General features: G+C 66.8%; 24 protein-coding genes. 9 read left to right on the forward strand and 15 right to left on the reverse strand.

Annotated elements, in window-relative coordinates:
* Positions 1 to 18: 18 nt before the first annotated feature.
* From ACFSCW_RS09955 to ACFSCW_RS09970, 4 genes are all read right to left on the reverse strand, one after another.
* Positions 19 to 306, reverse strand: coding sequence for an AtpZ/AtpI family protein (locus ACFSCW_RS09955; protein ID WP_380888813.1), 288 nt, complete (start codon positions 304 to 306; stop codon positions 19 to 21).
* Positions 307 to 452: 146 nt separating this feature from the next.
* Positions 453 to 830, reverse strand: coding sequence for a DUF1318 domain-containing protein (locus ACFSCW_RS09960; protein WP_380888815.1), 378 nt, complete (start codon positions 828 to 830; stop codon positions 453 to 455).
* On the reverse strand, positions 827 to 1,054 hold the full coding sequence (locus tag ACFSCW_RS09965) for a YnbE family lipoprotein (protein WP_380888817.1): 228 nt from the start codon (positions 1,052 to 1,054) through the stop codon (positions 827 to 829). The genes ACFSCW_RS09960 and ACFSCW_RS09965 overlap by 4 nt, the downstream gene beginning before the upstream one ends.
* Entirely contained in the window at positions 1,054 to 4,194 is a 3,141-nt protein-coding gene (locus ACFSCW_RS09970; protein WP_380888818.1) for an intermembrane phospholipid transport protein YdbH family protein, read from the reverse strand. The genes ACFSCW_RS09965 and ACFSCW_RS09970 overlap by 1 nt, the downstream gene beginning before the upstream one ends.
* 48 nt (positions 4,195 to 4,242) lie before the next feature.
* Here ACFSCW_RS09970 and radC point away from each other — a divergent pair, with 48 nt between their 5' ends.
* Complete coding sequence (gene radC, locus ACFSCW_RS09975) at positions 4,243 to 4,920, forward strand: RadC family protein (protein ID WP_380888820.1); 678 nt, start codon at positions 4,243 to 4,245, stop codon at positions 4,918 to 4,920.
* On the opposite strand, the gene ACFSCW_RS09980 is transcribed toward radC, so the two are convergent.
* The 3 genes from ACFSCW_RS09980 to ACFSCW_RS09990 are packed head-to-tail and all read right to left on the reverse strand — an operon-like array spanning position 4,917 to position 6,176.
* Positions 4,917 to 5,216 carry a hypothetical protein gene (locus ACFSCW_RS09980; RefSeq protein WP_380888822.1) on the reverse strand — a complete coding sequence of 100 codons (300 nt, stop codon included), beginning with the start codon at positions 5,214 to 5,216 and terminating at the stop codon, positions 4,917 to 4,919. The two genes, radC and ACFSCW_RS09980, sit on opposite strands and share 4 nt — an antisense overlap.
* Positions 5,200 to 5,565 (reverse strand): hypothetical protein, encoded by a 366-nt coding sequence (locus ACFSCW_RS09985; RefSeq protein WP_380888824.1) that lies wholly within the window; start codon positions 5,563 to 5,565, stop codon positions 5,200 to 5,202. Before ACFSCW_RS09985 ends, ACFSCW_RS09980 begins: the two co-directional genes overlap by 17 nt.
* The gene (locus ACFSCW_RS09990; RefSeq protein ID WP_380888825.1) at positions 5,562 to 6,176 is read right to left on the reverse strand and encodes a hemerythrin domain-containing protein; all 615 of its coding nucleotides are present in this window, start codon (positions 6,174 to 6,176) and stop codon (positions 5,562 to 5,564) included. Before ACFSCW_RS09990 ends, ACFSCW_RS09985 begins: the two co-directional genes overlap by 4 nt.
* Before the next feature lie 121 nt (positions 6,177 to 6,297).
* Between ACFSCW_RS09990 and ACFSCW_RS09995 the strand changes: the two genes are divergently transcribed.
* Positions 6,298 to 6,825: a DUF4142 domain-containing protein gene (locus tag ACFSCW_RS09995; protein ID WP_380888826.1), complete on the forward strand. Its 528-nt coding sequence runs from the start codon at positions 6,298 to 6,300 to the stop codon at positions 6,823 to 6,825.
* Positions 6,826 to 6,838: 13 nt separating this feature from the next.
* Here the strand turns inward: ACFSCW_RS09995 and ACFSCW_RS10000 are convergent, their stop codons facing one another.
* Complete coding sequence (locus ACFSCW_RS10000; protein ID WP_380888827.1) at positions 6,839 to 7,423, reverse strand: NADPH-dependent FMN reductase; 585 nt, start codon at positions 7,421 to 7,423, stop codon at positions 6,839 to 6,841.
* A 62-nt stretch (positions 7,424 to 7,485) separates the two neighbouring features.
* Here ACFSCW_RS10000 and ACFSCW_RS10005 point away from each other — a divergent pair, with 62 nt between their 5' ends.
* Entirely contained in the window at positions 7,486 to 8,643 is a 1,158-nt protein-coding gene (locus tag ACFSCW_RS10005; RefSeq protein WP_380888829.1) for an aminotransferase, read from the forward strand.
* 35 nt (positions 8,644 to 8,678) lie between these two features.
* Here the strand turns inward: ACFSCW_RS10005 and ACFSCW_RS10010 are convergent, their stop codons facing one another.
* Complete coding sequence (locus ACFSCW_RS10010) at positions 8,679 to 8,933, reverse strand: hypothetical protein (protein WP_380888831.1); 255 nt, start codon at positions 8,931 to 8,933, stop codon at positions 8,679 to 8,681.
* 307 nt (positions 8,934 to 9,240) lie between these two features.
* On the opposite strand from ACFSCW_RS10010, the gene ACFSCW_RS10015 reads away from it, so the two are divergent.
* Positions 9,241 to 10,278 carry a rod shape-determining protein gene (locus ACFSCW_RS10015; RefSeq protein ID WP_380888833.1) on the forward strand — a complete coding sequence of 346 codons (1,038 nt, stop codon included), beginning with the start codon at positions 9,241 to 9,243 and terminating at the stop codon, positions 10,276 to 10,278.
* On the opposite strand, the gene ACFSCW_RS10020 is transcribed toward ACFSCW_RS10015, so the two are convergent.
* From ACFSCW_RS10020 to ACFSCW_RS10030, 3 genes are all read right to left on the reverse strand, one after another.
* The gene (locus ACFSCW_RS10020; protein ID WP_380888835.1) at positions 10,275 to 10,928 is read right to left on the reverse strand and encodes a DUF2490 domain-containing protein; all 654 of its coding nucleotides are present in this window, start codon (positions 10,926 to 10,928) and stop codon (positions 10,275 to 10,277) included. The genes ACFSCW_RS10015 and ACFSCW_RS10020 overlap by 4 nt on opposite strands.
* A 111-nt stretch (positions 10,929 to 11,039) precedes the next feature.
* On the reverse strand, positions 11,040 to 12,056 hold the full coding sequence (locus tag ACFSCW_RS10025; protein WP_380888837.1) for an LLM class flavin-dependent oxidoreductase: 1,017 nt from the start codon (positions 12,054 to 12,056) through the stop codon (positions 11,040 to 11,042).
* Entirely contained in the window at positions 12,053 to 12,955 is a 903-nt protein-coding gene (locus ACFSCW_RS10030; protein ID WP_380888839.1) for an ATP-grasp domain-containing protein, read from the reverse strand. Before ACFSCW_RS10030 ends, ACFSCW_RS10025 begins: the two co-directional genes overlap by 4 nt.
* A 132-nt stretch (positions 12,956 to 13,087) precedes the next feature.
* Here ACFSCW_RS10030 and ACFSCW_RS10035 point away from each other — a divergent pair, with 132 nt between their 5' ends.
* Positions 13,088 to 13,324 carry a hypothetical protein gene (locus tag ACFSCW_RS10035; protein WP_380888841.1) on the forward strand — a complete coding sequence of 79 codons (237 nt, stop codon included), beginning with the start codon at positions 13,088 to 13,090 and terminating at the stop codon, positions 13,322 to 13,324.
* Here the strand turns inward: ACFSCW_RS10035 and ACFSCW_RS10040 are convergent.
* Positions 13,321 to 13,644: a VOC family protein gene (locus ACFSCW_RS10040; protein WP_380888842.1), complete on the reverse strand. Its 324-nt coding sequence runs from the start codon at positions 13,642 to 13,644 to the stop codon at positions 13,321 to 13,323. The two genes, ACFSCW_RS10035 and ACFSCW_RS10040, sit on opposite strands and share 4 nt — an antisense overlap.
* A gap of 54 nt (positions 13,645 to 13,698) precedes the next feature.
* Between ACFSCW_RS10040 and ACFSCW_RS10045 the strand changes: the two genes are divergently transcribed.
* Complete coding sequence (locus tag ACFSCW_RS10045) at positions 13,699 to 14,676, forward strand: proline iminopeptidase-family hydrolase (RefSeq protein WP_380888844.1); 978 nt, start codon at positions 13,699 to 13,701, stop codon at positions 14,674 to 14,676.
* Here the strand turns inward: ACFSCW_RS10045 and mtgA are convergent.
* Complete coding sequence (gene mtgA / locus ACFSCW_RS10050) at positions 14,673 to 15,398, reverse strand: monofunctional biosynthetic peptidoglycan transglycosylase (protein WP_380888845.1); 726 nt, start codon at positions 15,396 to 15,398, stop codon at positions 14,673 to 14,675. The two genes, ACFSCW_RS10045 and mtgA, sit on opposite strands and share 4 nt — an antisense overlap.
* A 70-nt stretch (positions 15,399 to 15,468) precedes the next feature.
* Between mtgA and ACFSCW_RS10055 the strand changes: the two genes are divergently transcribed.
* Both ACFSCW_RS10055 and rplQ read left to right on the forward strand, forming a co-directional pair.
* The gene (locus ACFSCW_RS10055) at positions 15,469 to 16,209 is read left to right on the forward strand and encodes a transporter (RefSeq protein WP_380888847.1); all 741 of its coding nucleotides are present in this window, start codon (positions 15,469 to 15,471) and stop codon (positions 16,207 to 16,209) included.
* A gap of 224 nt (positions 16,210 to 16,433) precedes the next feature.
* Complete coding sequence (gene rplQ, locus ACFSCW_RS10060; RefSeq protein ID WP_380888849.1) at positions 16,434 to 16,856, forward strand: 50S ribosomal protein L17; 423 nt, start codon at positions 16,434 to 16,436, stop codon at positions 16,854 to 16,856.
* 151 nt (positions 16,857 to 17,007) lie between these two features.
* On the opposite strand, the gene ACFSCW_RS10065 is transcribed toward rplQ, so the two are convergent.
* Positions 17,008 to 17,949, reverse strand: coding sequence for a tetratricopeptide repeat protein (locus ACFSCW_RS10065; protein ID WP_380888850.1), 942 nt, complete (start codon positions 17,947 to 17,949; stop codon positions 17,008 to 17,010).
* A 136-nt stretch (positions 17,950 to 18,085) separates the two neighbouring features.
* On the opposite strand from ACFSCW_RS10065, the gene ACFSCW_RS10070 reads away from it, so the two are divergent.
* The gene (locus tag ACFSCW_RS10070) at positions 18,086 to 20,593 is read left to right on the forward strand and encodes a cyclic nucleotide-binding domain-containing protein (RefSeq protein ID WP_380888852.1); all 2,508 of its coding nucleotides are present in this window, start codon (positions 18,086 to 18,088) and stop codon (positions 20,591 to 20,593) included.

Raw genomic sequence — 20,593 nt, forward strand, 5'->3', positions numbered from 1 at the left:
GATCGATATTGCCCGCGCTCACTCTGCCCGTTCCTTCGAAATGCGATAGATATTGCGGCCAGCGACGACGATGCTGAGGCCGAGCAGGATCAGCAGAAGCCAAGGACTCGTGCCCAGCCAGTGGTCTAGCGCCCAGCCAATGACAGCGCCGCCAATCGGCGCACCGATCAGCTCCGCAAGCACGCGCGCGCCTTGCGAATATCCTTTCGCCGGCGGCTTTATCGCGGCATTCTGCCCGGCATCGAACTCGGCCTTCGCCTCTGCGATGCGCCGGTCAAGCTCGTCCTTGTTGCGATCGTCCGCCAAGAAGACACCTAAGCATATAAGAAAACGTCGCCCGACACGGGGTCGCGGCGACGGCTCAATCGCGGCGTTACCGCCTGCGCGGCGCCCGATTAGGCAACGACTCGGGGGGTGTCAACCGTTTGCAATATGCGGCGAGCGGCGCGCGATTACGGACAGTTCGCCGGTTTGGGCGCAGGATCGCCGCTGCCGCGCACGGCCCAGCCACCGCCGAGGTTATAGGCCTGGCCCACGCCGACGCGCTGCATCGCCTGGCAAGCCGTCGCCGCCGCGATCGCTTCCACCGCCACGCCGCGTTCGCCCGCGCGGCTGGTGTAGAGCGCGCGGCGCTTGATGTTGATCTGCTCGACCTCGGCGCGCACCGGGCCTGCGACCTCGCCGCGAATGCCCAGATAGCCGTCCGCGCGCTCGCCGACCTGTCCGGCCGCGATCGCCGCGCTCACGCCCGCTTGGGCGAAGGCCACTCCGCTCACGGCCAGCAACGCCAGCCCCGCGACGCCCATGATGATCTTTCCACGCTTCGTCATTTCGGAAACAACTCCGGGTTGTTGTCGATGATATCCTGCGCGTCGCGCTGGAGCTTCACCAACACCTCCTGCTTCACGTTAACGTTCAGGTTGATCTCGATCGGCTTGTCGGGCGCGGTCACTTGCACGCAGCCGCTTAAGACCATCGGGACCAGCAGGATCGCAGACCGTCGCACTTTGCCACGGCTCGCACCCCCTGCCCTCAACGTCAACATCGCACGCATCATGGCTTCTTCTCGCTTTCGAGGGGCTGAATGACTGGTTTCCCGGACTGAAAGGCTGGACCGAGCTGGTCCTGGATCAAAAGGCTGGGATCGGAAAAACTGCGCGCGCTGGCGATCAGACCGCGGAAGGGCGCCTGGATGCGGATGTTGAAGATGAACGGCATGCGCTGCACCTGCCGCGCAAGCTGCCCGCCGACGCGCGCGATCAGGCCGGTCGCCACCGGCCGGATCGATCCGCGGCTGACGCCGCTGAAGCGGATTTCGCTGACCATCTCGCCGTCGAGCCGTCCGTTCATCTTGATCGTCATGTTGCGATAGGCGATCGCCTTCAGAGCATCGAACGCGATCCCGCCCCATATGCCGAGGTTCGCGTTCGAGACTTCGCCGACATAGGCGAGCGTGCCGCCGCCCTGCGAGGTCAGCGAGCCGCCGACCACGCGGCCACCGTCGCGGTCGAAGATCATCGGCAGCGTGCCGTCGAAAATGCCGGTCGCGTTCAGATTGCCGAATTCCAGCTTGTTGATGAACTTCGCCGCGTCGAGCCCCGCGACGTCGAAGGTCAGATGCCGCTCCGCTTCCGCCGAGAAGTCGAGCACCGTGGGGCGCAAGGTCAGCACGCCCCCCGCAAGCGGCCAGCGCGCACTTTCGACGGCGAGCTTGAAGTCCGGCAGCACCCGATAATGCACCACCCCCTCCTCGACGAGGATGCCCGGATTGACGGTCGCGACCGTCAGCGTCTGGCCAGGCGCAGTGACCAAGCCAAGCAGGTCGGTGAAACGGATGTCCCCCTTCACGCCGGTCGCCGGCCCGAACGGCGCGGCGAGCGAGGCGGCGTTGATATGGAACAGGCCGGTACTGCTCACACCCGCGCCATTCCAGGCGATCCGCCCCGATCCGCTCAGATTGCCGTTCACATCCGCGATCACGCCCAGCGTCAGGCGCGTCAGCCGCTCGGGCTGCAGGGCGGAGCCGAAGCGCACGCCCGGCACGTCGAGGTCGGCGTTGCCGGTGCCACTGCCCAGATCGTGCCGCAGATTGACGGAGACGACGCGCGCGCCGCTCTGCGGCTCATGCAGATCGCCGCGCGCTGCCAGCCGCTGCCCTTGCAGCCGCAGCGTAAAGTTGTGCGAGACTAGTGGATTGAAGCGCGGAAGGTCGGCCTCGTCAGCGAGGGTCATGGCACCCGAGACGGCGAGCGCGCCCTGCTTATAGCTCCAGCGCCCGGTCGCATCGCGCATCAGCAACGGCACGCGCCCGATCTGACCCGACGCGCCGGCGAAGCGCCCGGCCAGTCCGAAATCGCCGCTCAGATCGGCCACCGCGAGATGGCTGACGCGCTCCGACCCTAGCCGGGCATCGAGGCCGGCGATGCGGAACCCCGATTGATCGAACCGCACCCGCTGCGCCGCGAGCGCCAGTGGATTGGTCCCGAGCGTGCCGCGCAGCCGCGGCGCGGCAAGCACGCCCGCAAAACGCCCGTCGGCAAACAGCGCCCCTCCCGCCGGGCACAGTTGCAGCCGCGCCGGCGCAAGCGTCAGGCTGGGCAGCGTAAGGCGATCGAAGCTCAACGGCGCGCAACGCGGGTTGAGCACCAGGCCGCCAGTCCCCAAGCGCCCCTCCAACGGAAGCCTGACTCCCTCGAAGCGACCGCCGGCGAGCGGCCCGCTCGCCTCCAGCACCGTCGCGAATCGGCCGCCTTGGAATCGTACCGGCGCCAGCGCGACGCGGCTCCCGCCCGCTTCGAACGGCTGCATCCGCGCCAGTCCCGAAACCGGGGCGCCCGGCGCGTTCTGGTGCAAATCGGCGACGATCTGCGGCAGGTTCGGCCCTGCCAGCACCAGCCGCCCATCCACCTGCGGCTGCAGCGCGCCGGGCCAGGTGAAGCGAACACCCTCACCCCCCGCGAAGCGCAGCGCACCGCCACCCCCGCGCAACTCGGCCGATGCAATGCGCACCGATCCAGCGCCCCCACGCGTCGCCACGCTCAGAGCCCCGCGAACATCGCCGGCACGTCCCGCCTCGCCCGCGAACCGCGCCAGTCCTTGCGCGAGCGGCCCGAGTGGCGTCGCGGCGAGGCTGCGCGCCACGCCCTCCAGCCGCGGAATATCCGCCAGCGCCAGCCCGTTCGCGGTAAACCCGCCTTCGAAGCGGATGTTAGTCGCCCGCGTCGCCACCGGCTCGTCGATCCGCTCCGCACGGCCGCTCTCGACCAGATATCGACCGCCGAGTTCCGCGCGCGCCACCCGGCGCGGCGCACTCGCAACGTTCAGGCCGGCCAGCCGCATCATGCCCGAGGTGCGCTTCGCGTCGCCCGCGAAATCGACCTGCACGCGCGCGCCACTCGCCGACCAGTCGAACGCCCGCAGTTCCCCGCTCGCGAGCGTCGCGAGCCCGTTCCAGCCGTCGAGCCCCGGCTCCAGCCGCGCGTCGAGCGACCCTGCCAGGCTGGCAAGCCGCGTGTGCGAGCAGGTCAGCATCGCCGCCGAGACGGGACCGACAAAGTGCGGGCGGCCGCCGCGCGTCTCGATCGATCCGCCCAGCCGCGATCCCGTCACGCCGCAGCCCGCAATCGCCAATGCCGGCGCGGCCGCCACGTAACGCCCGACAAAGCCGCTGGCGAGATTGCCTTTCCCATCGAGCTGCACGGCGATCGGACCCGAAGGCGTCGCCAGCGCCAGCCGCGCATCGGTCAGCCCGACGCGCAGATCGGGCAGCCGGAACGGCTTGCCGCTCGGCGGCCCCAACAGCCGGTCGACCGCGCCCAGCGAAAGCCGCCCGTTCACCCAGCTCCCGCGCAGCCGCACGCCGCTCGCCCGGATTTCGCGCACCTGTGGCGTTCCGAACGTCGGAATCAGATCCACCTCGACCCAATCTGCGGTCAGGTCAGGCGCACGCGGGTCGCCGATGCTCAAGCCCTCCAGCCGCTGGGTGCGCAGCCCGATCCGCTTGACCACATAGCGCGCCGGCACCCCGCGCCGCGCCAATTCGCGGTCGATCAGGTCGGCGGCGATCGGCTTGCGCGCCAGCCAGAGCGCCACCAGCGTGGCCGCGACCAAGCCAAGCAACACGATCAACGCCACGCGCCAACCGCGCCTGCGCCGCACCAGCACAGCCGGCGGCTCGAGATCGGCTTCGGCCATCACGCGGCAATTTGCTCCTCGCCGCCCAGCCGCTTATGCCTCGCCGCAATGACAGGGGGAGACGAAGGCGCCGGCCATCGGGCACGGCTGCGCGAGCGGCTGATGCGCCAGGGGCCCGACGCACTGCTCGACCACGAGATCGTCGAATATCTGCTCGCTCTCGTCATTCCGCGCCGCGATACCAAATCGCTTGCGAAACGCTTGCTGAACGAGTTCGGGGGCATAGGCGGGCTGTTCGCTGCCGACGCCGAGGCGATCGAGCGAGCCGGCTTCAGCGAAACGGCAGTGGCGGCTTTGAAAATCGTCAACGCCGCCGCTCTCCGGCTTTTGGCCGCAGAGATCAAGGCGCGCCCTGTTCTCAACAGTTGGAACGCGCTGCTCGACTATCTCCGCGCCGACATGGCCGCGCTGCCGATCGAACGCGTCCGCGTCCTCTATCTCAATGCCAAGAACATGCTGATCCGCGACGAAGCGATGAGCGAAGGCACGACCAGCGAGGCGGCGATGTACGCGCGCGAAGTGATCCGCCGCGCGATCGACCTCCACGCGTCCAGCCTGATCCTCGTTCACAATCATCCGAGCGGCGATCCCGCGCCCTCGCGCCAGGACATCGCCGTCACGCGCGACATCGTCGAGGCCGGCAAGCGGCTCGGCATCCAGGTCCACGATCACGTGATCATCGGCGCGAACGGCCACAGCAGCATGCGCGCTGCCGGACTCCTCTAGGGTCGGCTCAGCCGTTTCCGATTCGCGCGCACCCTGCGCCGATAATGCGCGACGGCTTTCGAGCCGATGCCCGGCATCGAGGTGCCAAGCTGCCCCAGCGTCGCCTGCTGCGCGAGCGCCATGGCGGCGGTGACCTTCTCGCCAATCATCAGGCCGGCCTCCTCGCTGGCGGCGGCGCCACCCGCAGCGAGCTTCATCGTCCGCAAGGCGATGACCGAAGATGCCTCGGCGCCCAGCATCCACATGTCGAGGCCCAGGCTGAACCAGGCGCCGAGCGGGTCAGCCCTTGTCGGCATCGCGGCCGCTGTTCGGCTCCGGATAATCCTCCGGCCGCACGCTGCTCTGGTTCTTCACGGCCTGACGAATGCGGTTCTCTTCGCCATCGTTGACGCCCGGCGCATCGGCAAGGTCGCCGCCGCCCGCCGCCGCGTCGTCGTCATAGTCCTCGCGCATCGTGCCGCCGCCGGCACCCGCGCCGGAGCCGCGGACTTCGCCGTTGCCAGCAATGAACGGCCGCTCGCCGCGATCGCGGTCGCGCTGCTCCTGTTCCGGACGGCGGGGCTGGTCGCGGTCCATCGTGTCGTCGGGCCGCGCCGCGTCGCCGGGGAGCTGATGCTCGGTCGAGATGTTACGATCGTCGGTCATGCGAGCTTGAACCCTTCCTTGTTCATCGCCGCCGTCAGCGCCTTGTTCGCCTCGGGGCTCAGCTTGGCCTTGAGCTTCGGGAAGATCGTGTCCTCTTCCTCACGCACATGCTCTTCGACCGCGCTGCGGAACTCAGCGACCTTGGCCAGGAACGCCGGCGAATCCTTGGGCATGTTCTCCAGGTCGTAGAGGAACTGCTTCACATAGCCGTGATCGTGGTTGAGGTGGTCGGCCTCTTCCTTCTGGCCGGCGTCGCGGAGCGCCGGATAGACGGCATTCTCTTCCTCCAGCGCATGCTTGGCGAGCGCATGCTTCAACTGCATCAGCAGCATGGAGCGCTTGGTCGTGTTGCGCTCGGTCGTCGCCTGCATCGCGTCGAACAGCGCCATCGTCGCCTTGTGCTCGGCCTTCAGCGCCTCGTCCCAGTCGCCAGCCATGAACGTCGGCGCCTGCACCGCGGCCTTGCGGCCAAGATTGGCCATCAGCCCGACGGCCATGCCGGCCGCAGCCGCGCCGATCATCGCGCCGGTCGAGCCGGTAAAGGCTCCGCGCTCGCTGCTGCGATTGCCGGAACGCGAACGGTTCGATCGGGCCGAAGCTTCGGTTGCCATGATGTCATCCTCCATTTCGTGGGCGTTTGCCGCATCAACCGTTGCAGGCGGCAGGCGTTCCGCAGCGGGAACCCGCTTGTGCGACGAACGGTTGAACGGCCAGAAAAACAGGAGAGCTGCCATGAAGACCTTGATCGGGATCGCCTTTCTTGCTGCCGTCTCGACGCCGGCGCTTGCCCAGACCGTTCCGCCCGCGCCCACGGTCACAGAGCGCACAGCGACGCCGGCCTACGCCTCGATGGCCATGTCGGGCGACAATTACGAGATCGAGTCGAGCAAGCTGGTGCTGGGCAATGCCGTCAATCCGGACGTGCGCGCGTTCGCCGACATGATGATTACGGACCACGGCCGCATGCAGTCGGACATGCTGGCCGCGGCCAAGGCCGCGAGCATCGGCAATCCGGGCGGCACGCGCGCGCCGGAAGCCGCGATGATGAAGGAACTGCGCGCGACGCCCAAGGCGCGGATGGAACGCTTCTATGTCGATCAGCAGGTGATTGCGCACGAACGCGCGCTGGCGCTGCACCAAGGCTATGCCGCGCAGGGCGATAATCCCGGCATGCGCGCCGTCGCTGCCGCGGCCATCCCGGTGGTCCAGCACCATCTGGACGAGATTCGCCGCATCCAGGCGGCGATGCACGGCAACTGACCGGCCGAACCGTTCAGTAAGGCGGCGCGCGCCTCGCACGCTGGGCCTGCGCCGCCTCCGCCCACCATTCGAGGTCGTCCGCAAAGCGCGGGAAAGCGCGCGCCAGCGCGGCCCCGCCCTCGCCTGTCGGCGCGCCATCGTGATCCAGCGCCGCGACGATCTGGCCGACGCCGATCGTACTTGAAATCACGACCATGCCCATTTCCGACAGGGTGCCGTGCCACGCCATGTTGGCGCGCGACCCTGCAAACCGGCCCGCCGAATAGCTGAGAATAGCTGCCGGCCGCCAGAACCACTCCTCCAGGAAATGGTCGGTCAGGTTCTTGAGGCCCGGCTGGACGCCCCAATTATATTCGCCCGCGACGAACACGAACCCGTCCGCCGCCCTGATCTTGGCCGCAAGCTCGGCCACGTTCGCGGGGGCTTCGCCTTCCTTATGCTCTTTGAACATGCGGTCGAGCATCGGCAGGCCCACGGCCTGAGCGTCGATCAGCTCGGCCTCGTGTCCGCGCTTCGCCAGCTCCGCGACGGCATAATTCGCAAGCCGGATGCCGGCCCGGTCGCGGCGATAAGAGCCGTAGAGGATGAGGAAGCGCACCCCGGCACCATAACGGCTTGGTTGAGCTTGTCGAAGCCCTCCCTTTCTTTTCTAACGTGCGTATGAGCCCGCTGTTCGCCAACATGCCGACCACGATTTTCGAGCGCATGTCGGCACGGGCGCGCGAAACCGGCGCGATCAACCTCGGCCAAGGCTTCCCCGACTCGAACGGCCCGTCCGACGTGGTCGAGGCCGCGGCGAAGGCGCTGATAGAGCGCTCGAACCAATACCCGCCCATGGCCGGCATCCCGGAACTGCGCGAGGCTGTCGCCGACCATTATCGCCGCCACCAGTCGCTCGACCTCACGCCCAATGAAGTGATCGTCACCTCCGGCGCCACCGAAGCGCTCGCCGCCGCGATCCTGAGCCTGTTGACGCCCGGCGACGAGGTGGTCCTCTTCCAGCCGCTCTACGACGCCTATCTGCCGCTCGTCCGCCTCGCCGGCGGCGTGCCGAAGCTGGTCCGCCTCGCCCCGCCCGACTGGCGCGTCACCGCAGAGGCACTGGACGCGGCGTTCACCTCGCGCACCCGCGTCGCGATCATCAACACGCCCCTCAATCCCTCTGCGGCGGTGATGGGCGCGGACGAGCTGGCCCTGATCGCCGAACGCGTGATCGCCGCGGACGCGGTGCTGATCAGCGATGAGGTCTGGGAGCACATCGTCTTCGATGGCCTCAAGCACATCTCGCCGATGGCCCTCCCCGGCATGCGCGAGCGCACGGTCAAGATCGGCTCGGCCGGCAAGATCTTTTCGCTGACCGGCTGGAAGGTCGGATGGATGTGCGCGTCGCCGGCACTGACCGGGCCGCTGTCGCGCGCCCATCAATTCCTGACCTTCACGACGGCGCCCAATCTGCAGGCGGCCGCTGCTTATGGCTTGGCTAAGGAAGAGACGTATTTCAAAGCAATGCGATCCGATTACGCCCGCTCGCGCGACCGCCTTGCTGAAGGGTTGCGCCAGGGCGGCTGGGCCGTCCTGCCGAGTCAGGGCACCTATTTTCTGTCGGTCGATCTCACCGCTTCCGGCATCGACATCGACGATGTGAGCTTCTGCGACCGTCTGGTCGACGCGTTCGGGGTAGCGGCCATCCCGTTCTCGGCATTCTACGCCGAGAACCCCGTCACCAATATCGTCCGCCTCTGTTTCGCCAAGCGCGACGAGACGCTCGACGCCGCCATCGAGCGGATGGCACGGGCGCGCCTAGCCCTCGCATGCTGAAAAGGTGCGGAGCCAAGGCCCCGCACCCAACATCGTTACTTCGAAGCGCGCTTCGCCTTCTTGTGCTTGGCGTGCGCATCGGCCGTCGTGGTCGTATCCGCGCTGGCCGTCGGCGTTTCGGTTGCAGCCGGAGCAGCCTGATCGGCCGGCGCTGCCGCCGTCGCATCGGCGGCGGGCGCCGGCGCGGCGGCAGCAGCCGGAGCAGCGGCGTCGGCCGCCGGAGCAGCGGTCTGAGCGACAGCAGCGGTGCCGAGCGTCAAAGCAGCCGTGGCGAAAAGAATCGTCTTCATGCGGATGTCCCCGAATGATTGAAGAGTGGGACGAACAAGGTTCTCGCCCCACGCGCATGACCGGCCCCGGCAGGTGAACGCCAGATGAACCCGAAACGGCATTCGAGGCGACTTGTCGCGCATCCTGCGGCGAAACGAGTTTTCCTCGGAAAACAGCCATTTCCGCCGCCTTTCGGCCTGCCGCATCAGGGCAACGGCTGGGCCATGTTGTGAGAGTCCAACAAGACGAACCGCCGGGCTGCCGCTGGCGGGGGCGCCGGAACCCGGCTTCACTGCTGGCGAACCTTTCCGGGTGGGGTAGCTTTTCATGTTTTCGCGTTATTTTCGCCTGTCGTCGCACGACATGGCCATCGATTTGGGCACAGTGAACACGCTCGTCTGGGTACGCGACAAGGGCATCGTGCTGAACGAGCCTTCGGTCGTCGCGCTTGAGACCAAGGACGGCGTGCAGCGCGTCCGCGCCGTCGGCAGCGACGCCAAGCTGATGATGGGCAAGACGCCCGCCAACATCCGCGCGATCCGGCCCCTGCGCGACGGCGTGATCGCCGATCTCGAGGTCGCCGAGCAGATGATCAAGCACTTCATCGACAAGGCGCAAGGCGGCCGCTCGCTGCTGTCGCGCCGCTCCGAAGTGGCGATCTGCGTGCCCTCGGGCTCGACCAGCGTCGAGCGCCGCGCCATCCGCGACGCCGCAACCAACGCCGGCGCCGGCAAGGTCTGGCTGATCGAGGAACCGATGTCGGCCGCGATCGGCGCCGACCTGCCGGTGATCGAGCCCGTCGGCGCGATGGTCGTCGATATCGGCGGCGGCACGACCGAAGTCGCAGTGCTCAGCCTGCGCGGCCTTGCCTACAGCAACTCGGTCCGCGTCGGCGGCGACAAATTGGACGACGCCATCGCCGCCTCGATCCGCCGCCGCCACAATCTCGTCGTTGGCGAAGCGACCAGCGAGCGGATCAAGCACCGGATCGGCACTGCCTCCGCGGACGAAGGCGACGAGCCGCACATGAAAGTCAAAGGCCGCGACCTGGTCGCCGGCAAGCCGCGCGAGATCGAGATCGGCCAGAAGGAGATCGCCGACGCGATCCAAGAACCGGTCGGCCATATCGTCCACGCCGTTCGTCAGGCGCTGGAACAGACGCCGCCCGAGCTGGCTGCCGACATCATCGACCGCGGCATCGTGATGACCGGCGGCGGTTCGCTGCTACACGGCATCGACCGGCGCCTGTCGAAAGCGACCGGCCTGCCCGTCAGCGTCGCCAACGATGCCTTGGTCTGCGTCGCGCGCGGCGCCGGCCGCGCGCTCGAAGACCCGGATTATCGCGGCGTCCTGCTCGCCGCCTAGAACGAGAAATTCAGCATGAACGATGCCGCGTGGTCCACATTGTCGGGGCCGTGCGGCACGAAGCTGTACTGGTTCATATAGCCGATCTCGGCGCTGACTCGCTTGGCGATCGGCGTCGAGATCGCGAGCAGGTTGCGCATCCGCTCCTCGCCTTCGACGCGCTGGAAGCCCGTGCTGTTCAGGTCGACAAAGCTTTCGTGACTGAACACCAGCGCGGTCCTGTGCCCTTCCCTCAGCGGCAGGTTCACTCTCACGAACGGCCGGAAGCGCCAACCGGTGCCGTCCTGCCCCTCCCGCCAGCGCTGCTCCAGCCGCAGCCGGCCGCTGATCGTGGCGCGCCCGATCTTGGCGATATTGTCGAACGTCACCTGTTCGCGCGCCCGGCGCTCCATCACCGTGAAGTGGCCAGCGGCATATTGCGGGTCATGCGTATATCCCGCCCACAACGTCACCTTCTTACTGAGGGCATAGCCGAGCAGGCTGTTGCTCTCGATTTCGTAAAGGCCGTTCCGGTTGTCGCTGAATCGCGCGACCAGCTCTTCCTGAAAGCGCCACTGATCCGACAGGCGCACATTGACGACTGTGCCCGTCCAGAGCTGCGCGTCATCGCGGGCGGCTGCAGGCGGAGCCAGGACGGCGGCCGCCGCCAATGAAACAACAATGTAAGAAAACCGCACGACCCGTCGCCCAAAGTTTCAGTTCGGTTGCGCGCTTATGACATCGTAGTGACAGTTTTAAGACAACGGACGTGAATAGGCGCCCTACGCCCGCCCGATCACCTGAGCCGCGAAACGCTCCATTTCCTCCGCCTGCGGGCTCATCTGGAGCAGCAGCAGGTCGAGGCCGGCCGCTTCATATTCCGCGATGCGCTCCTTCAGTTGCTCCGGCGTGCCGACAAGGTTGGGCCTGAGGCCGCGGTTCGACACCGCATATTCCTGGATCTTCAGCTCGCGCTCCAGTTGGGTTCCCGACAGCCACTGGTCGAAGTTCGCATAGCCGGCCGGCAGCTCGGTGACGGTGGTGATCCGCTCCAGCTCGCGCTTCGCCTCGGCCTCGCTATCGCGGACGATCGCATAGGCCGCCATGCCGAAGGTCATCGGCTTGCCGCCAATCTTTTCGCGCCGCGCCTTCATGTCCGCGACCTTCGGCGCGATCGCGTCGGCCGGATCGCCGTGCATCACATAGGCGTCGCAGAGCGTCGCGATCATCGTCTTCGCCGCCTCGCTCTCGCCGCCGGCATAAATGACGGGACGATGCGCGGGCTTCGGCTCGCAGATCGCATTGTCGGTGCGATAGAATTGCCCTTCGAAGCTCAGCTTCTTCTGCTTCCACAGGCCAACCACCACCTGCAGCCATTCGGTCGTGCGCGCATAGCGGTCGTCGTGCTGGTCGAACTGCAGGCCATATTGCCGCGCCTCGTCCGCCCACCAGGACGAGACGACGTTCAGGCTCAGACGGCCTGCCGAAATCTGGTCGATGTTTGCCGCCGCTTTCGCGAACAGCGCGGGCTGGTGAAAGTTCGGCCGCACCGCGACCATCAGCTCCAACTTCTCGGTCACCGCCGCCAGCGCCGCCGCCGTCGACCAGGCATCCAGCGCCGGCTGATCCGTGCCTTTGATGTCGTTGAGGTTCAGCTCGGCGATCAAGGTCAGGTCGTAACCGATCTGCTCGGCCCGCTGGGTCAGGCGCTTCACATAGTCCCAACTCGCTTCCATGCCCTCGTCGGGAACGTTCCGCAGCCAGCCACCGAACACCGGCATCCAGAAACCGTATCTCATGCGCGCGCGATCCTTTGCTGGAGCCAGTCGACCAGCCGCTCATGCGGGTCCCAGCCGAGCACGTTCAGCGGGTCCGCAACAAAGTTCGACAAGGCATTGATGTCGTAGAAGCGAGGGATTCCGTCTCGATCGTCGATCATCACCTCGATGCCGCCCACATCCAGGTCCATCGCCTCGGCAATCCGCTCGGCCGCGGCGATCAGTCGCGCATCCGGCTGCACGGCCGCCAGCTTGATCTGGCTGTCGGCAACGCAGGCGTCCGCCGGGCACAAGTCGAACGCGCCGCCGCCTTCCACCTCGATCGCGTAAAGATATTTGCTATCGAGCGTTTCAATCCGGGTGATCTTGCCGCTCCGCGCCGGCACATATTCCTGCACGAGCAGCACCGAATCGATGCTCGTCGGAAAGCCGCCTTCGGCCGCGACCACCTTCAGCTCGGACAGATTGTCGTAGCGCACGATCCCCGCGCCCGACCCGCCGATGTTTGCCTTGACCACGATCGGGAAGCGCAACCCTTCCGCCGCTGCGACCACATCCGCCGCACGGTGCACCACGCGCGTCGCCGGAATGTCGAGGCCGAGAGACGTGATCAGGGAAAGCTGCCTTGCCTTGGACGAATCGATCGCGAACGCCCTGCCGCCGTTGATGATCGTCGCGCCTTGCCGCTCCCACTCCTCGAACAGCGCGGCGGCGTAGAAGATCGGATGCTCCGCCGATCGCAGGAAGCTGGACTGGGCGAGCCGATTGAAAATCAGGGGCGCCGGCGGGGGGCTCGCACCGGGCGTGAAATGATGATCGTCCGCCTGGATCGCGACATAATCGACGCCGCGCGCGTCCAGCGCCGCGAACAGCGGCCGGAACCACAACGGGTGTTCGTACAGGATCGCGATCTCAGCCATCGGCGGCGGCTATGGCTGCGCTGTTCGCGGCCCGCAAGGATTTGGAAAGAGCTTCGCGTTCACAATAGTTTGGCCATGAAGCGATTGAGTTCTCTCCAGACATTGAGTCTCTCGCCGCGGCCGCACCGCTGGGTGGATTCACGTCGTTTCGCGCGCAGCGGTTCGGTGGGCGTGTTCGCGGGTCTCAAGATGCGCGGCCGCAGCCACATCGTTTCGCTGCACAATTGGTCGCCGGGCGGCGTGTGCGTCGATCTTCCGGGCGCGGCGAAGCTGGGCGAGCGCGTGCACATCGTATCGGGATCGCTGCGCGGCAGCGGCCGCATCGTCTGGATGGCCGCCGGCCGCGCCGGCATCGAATTCGACCTCTAGCCGCTCAGGCTGAGCTCGGCGCCTTCGCAGTCGCGCATCCGGGCAAGCAGCGTGCCGTGCTGCTCCTTGGGCGGCGCGGTGAAATCAACCCGGCCGCTTTCGTAAAAACCCTTGAGATCGTCGAGATTGAAGCCGAGCTGGCATGAGCCGGCCGTATTCGCCGCGCTCGCCGGGTGCAACGCCAGCACCGTTTCCCCGGTGTCCAGCTCGCTCCAGAACGGCGTCTGCATCTTCACCGCCAGATCGAACGTGTCGCGATAGAATGCGACCGCACGATCCATGTCCGCAACGAACTTGATCACATAGGCCAGCCGCGCCATCGCTACCTCCCTGTTCTGCGGGTGCGATCATCGCACCGGAAAGGGCGAAATGCGATGGACTTCGACAGGCGAACCTTTCTCGCCGCGGGCGCGGCGGCCATGACCGTGCCCGCTCTTGCCACCGCTCCGGAAGCGCGCGGACTGCGCCTCCAGCCCGACCGCGAGGAAGTGGTGCCGGTCGAAGGCGGCCGCATCTATGTCCGCATCAACGGCGACCTGAGGGGTCCGCGCGCGCCGATCGTCTTTTCGCACGGCGGCCCGGGCAGCGCGCACTGGTATTTCCTGAATGCGACCGCACTCGCCGACGAGCGGGCGGTGATCCTCTACGATCAGCTCGACAGCGGCCGGTCGGATCATCCCGGCGATCCGAAGAACTGGACGATTCCGCGCTTCCTGTCCGAGCTGCCGGCGATCGCGCATCATCTCGGCATCGGCCGCTGGCACATGCTGGGCGCAAGCTGGGGCGGCACGCTGGCGCTGGAATATGCCGCGCAGCGTCCGGCCGAGCTCGCCAGCGCCATCATCCAGTCGCCGCTCGTCTCGACGCCGATCTGGATGCGCGACGCCAATGCGCTGAAGGACGCAATGCCGCCCGAGATCAGGCGCCTCCTCTATCTCTGCGACACGCCCGGCGCTGCGCCCCAGGCCGAATGCGATGCCGCGACCGATGCCTTCTACGCGCGTCACGTCCGGCGCTTCGCGCCGCCGCCCGAGATCGAGGCCTATCGCGCCGCCCTGCCCCGTAGCTTCAGCCCGGACGTCTATCATCACATGTGGGGGCGCGCCGAATTCGTCGCGACCGGTACGCTGAAGGACTATGACGGCACGGCGCTGCTGAAACGCCTCGATCCGAAACGCACCCTGTTCGTCGCTGGAGAATATGACGAGGCGGTCCCCACCACCGTCGCCAGCTTCGCGAAACAGGCCGGCGCGCGTTTCGAAACGGTGCCGGGCGCCGCGCACACGATCATGAACGACAATCCGGAAGCCTATCTGACGCTGCTCCGCGCCTGGCTCCGCTCACACGACTAGCGCAGGCAGGAATCCATTCCCTCGCGCCGCACCACGCCGGCGCGCCGCAAGATCGCATTGCCATAGCGGCGCGTGTAGCCGGTCGGCGCCACGCCCGGCCGCTTCTTGGGCAGCGGCAGCACCGCCGCGATGCGCGACGCCTCGACCGGGCTCATGTGCGACGCGTCGTGCCTGAAATAGCGCTGCGACCCGGCGTTCGCGCCATAGGTGCCGATGCCGGTCTCGGCGACGTTCAGATAGACTTCCATGATCCGGTGCTTGCCCCAGATCGCCTCGATCAGCAGCGTGAACCAAGCCTCCAGACCCTTGCGGAAGTAACCGCCGCCTTGCCACAGGAAGGTGTTCTTCGCCGTCTGCTGGCTGATCGTCGAACCGCCACGAATGATGTGGCCACCCGCGGCGTTCCTCATCATTGCCGCCCCGATCGCATCCACATCGAAGCCATGATGGCTACAGAATTTGGCGTCCTCCCCCGCGATCGCCGCCCGCGCCATGTTCGGGTCGATCCGCGACAGCGGCATCCAGTCCTTCTCGACGCTGCGGCCGGACAGCACGTCGCCCAGCATCGTGAAAGTGAACGGCGGCGGCACGAACCGGTAAACCGCCACCCAGACCACGGAGAACAAAATCAGGCCGATCACAGCCTTGATCAGAAAGCGGATCGGACGGAAGGAACGGGTCCGTGATCTGGACCGGGGACGAGAGGAAGCACGCGTGGCCATGACCTTTGCTAGCGCTCGCGACAGCGCGCGTCACCTTGCCGTTGCGGCGTTCGCACTGTTTTCCCTCCCCGTGCGCGCCGAAGAGCGCGACTTCTGCCCCGAACGCCCCGGGCTCGACACCCCGCCCTGCATCGTCGACGCCGGCCATGCGTCTCTGGAAGTCAGCGCAGTCGACTGGACGCTCGACCGCCAGCCCCGCTCGCGAACCGACACGATTCTCAGCGGCGACACGCTGCTGCGCCTCGGCCTCACTAGCCGCCTCGAAGCGCAGATTGGCTGGACCGCCTATGGCCATGTCCGCACCCGCACCCCGCTCGGCGTCTCCACCCAATCCGGCACCGGCGATGTCTTGTTGGGCACGAAGTTCAGCCTGCTCCATCCCGACGGTCAGGGTACGTCGGTCGCGCTGAAGCCTTTCGTAACGCTCCCGACTGGCGGCAGCGCGATCGGCGCCGGAACGTGGAGCGTCGGCATTCAGGTGCCGATCAGCGTCACGGTCGCCAAGGGCGTGCAGTTGACCGCCACACCGGAAGCCGACGCCGCCGCGAACCAGAGCGGCGACGGCCGTCACTTCGCCTGGGGCAGCGCGGCGGGCGCTCAATTTGCACTGACCGGCAGCACGTCGCTGGCGCTCGAAGGTCAGGTCACTCGTGACGACGATCCGTCCGGTCACACCACCAGCGCCCTCGGCGAAGCGTCCCTCGCCTGGCAGGCGGGCAAGAATTCGCAACTCGACATAGGCGTCGTCGCTGGCCTCAACCATAACAGCCCCGACGTCGAACTGATCGCCGGCATCGCGCGCCGGTTCTAACTCGTCGTTTCTTGTCATTCCCGCGAAAGCGGGAATCCATCTTCTTCTTTCTGGGGCGAGAGCAAGGCTGGGTCCCCGCTTTCGCGGGGACGACAAATGAAGGACGGCTATGGTTGACTTTTTGCGCCCCTTCCGCTTTAGGGCCGCGCTTCTGGCGGGCGCACAGTGCGTTCGCCTGGCTGGGCTTACCTTGCACGGGGCCCTGACGAACGAAAGGATTACCCATGCGTCACCGCGTCGGCGGCCGTAAGCTTCAGCGCACCGCCTCTCACCGCGCTGCCCTCTTCCGCAACCAGTCGGCTGCTCTCGTCAAGCACGAGCAGATCACGACCACGCTCGCCAAGGCGAAAGAGCTTCGCCCCTATGTCGAGAAGCTGGTCACGCTGGCGAAGAAGGGCGGCCTTTCGAACCGCCGCCTCGCCCACGCCCGGCTGATGGACGACACCCAGCTCAAGAAGCTGTTCGACGTCATCGCGCCCCGTTACGCCGAGCGCGCCGGCGGCTACACCCGCATCATCAAGGCCGGCATCCGGGCTTCGGACGCCGCCCCGATGGCGATCATCGAATTCGTCGACCGCGACGTCTCGGCCAAGGGCCAGGATTCCGGCCCGGTCCAGAACGAAGACGAATTCGCCGACGCGGCGTAAGCGCCTCCTTCACCTCTCCCATGGGGAGAGGTCGAGTCAGCGCTCCAAGCGCTGACCGGCTGAGGGGTTCGGGCCTTTTCGGAGATTCACGATCCCCTCACCCCGCTCGCGCTATAGGCGCGAGTCGCCCTCTCCCGATGGGAGAGGGGAATTACGCCCCCGGCACCCCCAGCATCTTCGCCGCGCCGACCAAATCCGCGCGGCTCCCCGGATTCGCCGCAATCGCCTGCTGCAGCGCCTGGCTCGCCTCGCGGCCCTGGCCCAGCATCATCCGGCTGCGGATCAGCATCATCCAGCGGTCCGGCTGCTTCGGGTCAGCCGCAAGCTTGGCGGCGAGGCCATCGACCATCCCCCGCACCATCGCTTCCTGCTGACCTGAGGGAAGCTGCGACGCCGCCGCCATCTGGTCGCGGCTCGGCCCCGGGATTCCGTTCAAAGCGGCCGCAGCACCGCTCGGAGCCGCCGGCGCGACCGGCTTCAGCGCCGCTAGCCGGTCCTTCACGTCGATCTTCTGCTGCTCGGCGACTTGCTCGATCGCCTTGCGCACGTCGCTCGCCCAAGGCGCGCCCGCCGGTGCTTTGTTCAGCAACGCGAACCAGGCGTCGATCGCTTGCCGGTGCTTGCCCGCCATGTCCATTTCGACGCCGAGGAAATAGCGCGCCCGTGCATCGCCATAATCGAGAGCGACCGCACGCTTGAAGGCGTCTGAGGCATCCTTCGGGATCGACTGCCCGTCCCCGGCGAGCACCAGCGCCTCGCCCAGCGATGACCAATATTCCGCCTTGTCCGGCGCAAGCTGAGTCGCCTTTTTGTAGGCTGTCGCGGACTCGGCGAAGCGGCCGGTCTCGAAGAACGACCAGCCGAGCATCCGCCACCCTTCCGGATCGCCCGGATTGGCCTTCAGCTTGGCTTCCAGGCTGGAAATCATCGTGTCGACGTCCGGCTGCGCCTTGGCCGAAGCACTCGGCGCTGGTGTCGGCGCGGTCGCCCGGTTCCTGGAAACGCCGATCCCCACCGCCGCGATTGCCACCGCCGCCGCACCGAACAGCGCCAGCCGCGCCGCCGGTATTCCCCCCGTTTTCATCTCGGTCATTGTCATTCCGTCACTTTTTGTGGCTCCGGTCACTAGCGCAGCCCCGCGGCTTTGGTAAGAAGGGCTCGGGGCCGCACCGATGTCCTGCACCGGGAAAAACCGGGCGGACGCGTCAGTGTTCAAAGGGGGAAAAGGCGTGTCGGACGCTTTCCGCATCGCTATCGTTGGATCCGGGCCCGCCGGCCTCAGCGCCGCCGGCCACGCAGCCGAGCTGGGCCTGAGCCACGTCTTGCTCGAAAAGACGGACCATCTCTCCGACACCATCTACAAATACCAAAAGGGCAAGCATATCATGGCGACGCCGGTGCAGCTTGCCCTGCGCTCGCCGATCGACTTCGACGCCGGCAAGCGCGAGGCGATCCTCGACACCTGGAACGATCAGACGGCGGCGCACCGCGTCAACGTCATGTACAATGCCGAAGTGAAATCGATCACCGGCGTCCAGGGCGATTTCACGCTGAAGCTCACCGACGGCCGCGAAGTGAAGGCCGAAACCGTCATTCTCGCCATCGGCACCCAGGGCAACCCCAACTTGATGCGCTGCCCGATCGAGGAAGGCGCCGTCGTCCAATATACGCTCGACGACCCGGCCGAATATAATGACGAGCACATCACCGTCGTCGGCGGCGGCGATGCGGGAATCGAGAACGCGCTCGGCCTCGCGGCGGAAGCGGCGCAGGGCAACACCGTCTCGCTCTGCAACCGTTCGGCCGAATTCTCGACCGCCAAGGGCCCGAACGTCGCCGCGCTGATGGCCGCGCGCGACGCGGGCCGGATGCAGGTGCTGACCGAAAGCACGCCGTCGAAAGTCGAGAAAGGCTGGATCAGCTTCGACACCCGCGATGGCGAGCTCAAGATTCGTTGCGACCGCGTGATCGCCCGCATGGGCTCGGCACCGCCCCGCGCTTTCGTCGAAGGCTGCTGCGCCGAGTTCGAGGAACAGGAAGACCCGCGCAATCCAGGCAAGACGATGCGGGGCATCAAGGCCGGCACCGGCGTCCAATTCACCAGCAGCGACCGCCTCGCCTATCCGATCCTGTCGCCCACCTTCGAATCGACGGTGCCCGGCATCTATGTGATCGGCGCGCTTGCCGGCTATCCGCTCATCAAGCACTGCATGAACCAAGGCTATGACGCGGTCGAGTTCATCAACGGCAACACCGGCCTGAAACCCGCCGACGAACCGATCCTCGAAAGGAAGTTCGCCGGCCTGCCCAAAGGCCGCGACGTTGCCGAGTGGCTGGAGTTCCTGCGCACCAATATCGGCATCCTGCAGGGCCTGTCGCCGCTGCAGATGCGCGAATTCATGCTCGATTCCAAAGTTGAGCTGTATCAGCCCGGCGAAATCATCTTCGAACGCGGCGCGCGCGAGGATTCGCTGTTCGCGATTGCCGAAGGCTCGGTGCTGGTCGAGGTGAACCCGGCCGACCCGTCGATCACCGTCCCGATCGGCACGGGCGAGATTTTCGGCGAGGTCGGCCTGATCTCCGGCCGCACCCGCGGCGCCACAGTGCGCGCGGGCGAACGCAGCATCATCGTCGAAATCTCCCGCCTGGCGGCGCTCCGGCTGCAGCGGCAGGTGCCGTCCGCCGCGAAGGAAATCACGCGCATTTCGATCGAGCGCCAGTTGCTGCAGCTCTTCAAGGCGGGGCTCACCAAGGAAGACGTCGCCGAAGTGGTCGACGGCGCCGAGGTCCGCACCGTCCGCGCCGGCGAAGCGGTCATCACCGAAGGCGAGCAAGGCAACGACGTGTTCGTGATCCGCTCCGGATCGATGATCGTCGAAAAGACCGTCGGCGAAAAGCCGGTGTTCCTGAGCTATGTGCCCGCCGGCTCGTTCGTCGGCGAAATGGCGCTGGTCGATGGCGGCCTGCGCACCGCGACGGTCCGCGCCGCGATCAAGGCCGACGTGATCCGCCTGCCGGGCGAAGCCTTTGCCAAGCTGATGGCCCGCAATCCGAAGCTCGAAGAGCGCGTCCGCCACGACATGGAAGCGCGCCGCATCGTCAATTCCTTCGTCGAGGAGCGCAAGCACAGCTTCTCCGGAGCCGTCGACCTCTACTCGCAGACCGCGAAGTTCCTGATCGACCAGGGCATCGGCGAAGCGACCGACGTGCTGCTGATTGACGAGAATCTCTGCGTCGGCTGCGACAATTGCGAAAAGGCCTGCGCCGACAGCCATGACGGCCTCTCCCGCCTCGACCGCGAGGCCGGCAAGACCTATGCGCACCTCCATGTGCCGACCTCATGCCGGCACTGCGAGCATCCGCACTGCATGGCCGATTGTCCGCCGAACGCGATTCATCGCGGCCCGGACGGCGAAGTCTTTATCGACGATACCTGCATCGGCTGCGGCAATTGCCAGCGCAATTGCCCCTATGGCGTGATCCGCATGGACAAGGTGCCGCCCAAGAAGCCCGGCCTGCTGAGCTGGCTCTTCCTCGGCCGCGGCCCCGGCCCCGGCGAGCCGAGCCACGCCTGGTCGGAAGCGAACTCTTCCGGCGAGAAGCCCAAGAAGGCGATCAAGTGCGACATGTGCTCCGGCATCGACGGCGGCCCCGCCTGCGTCCGCGCCTGCCCCACCGGCGCCGCGATCCGTGTCTCGCCCGACGAGTTCCTGACCGTGGCCCGGCTGGAGGCGTGA

The sequence above is a fragment of the Sphingomonas tabacisoli genome, from assembly GCF_042678385.1.
GTDB lineage: Bacteria > Pseudomonadota > Alphaproteobacteria > Sphingomonadales > Sphingomonadaceae > Sphingomonas_B > Sphingomonas_B tabacisoli.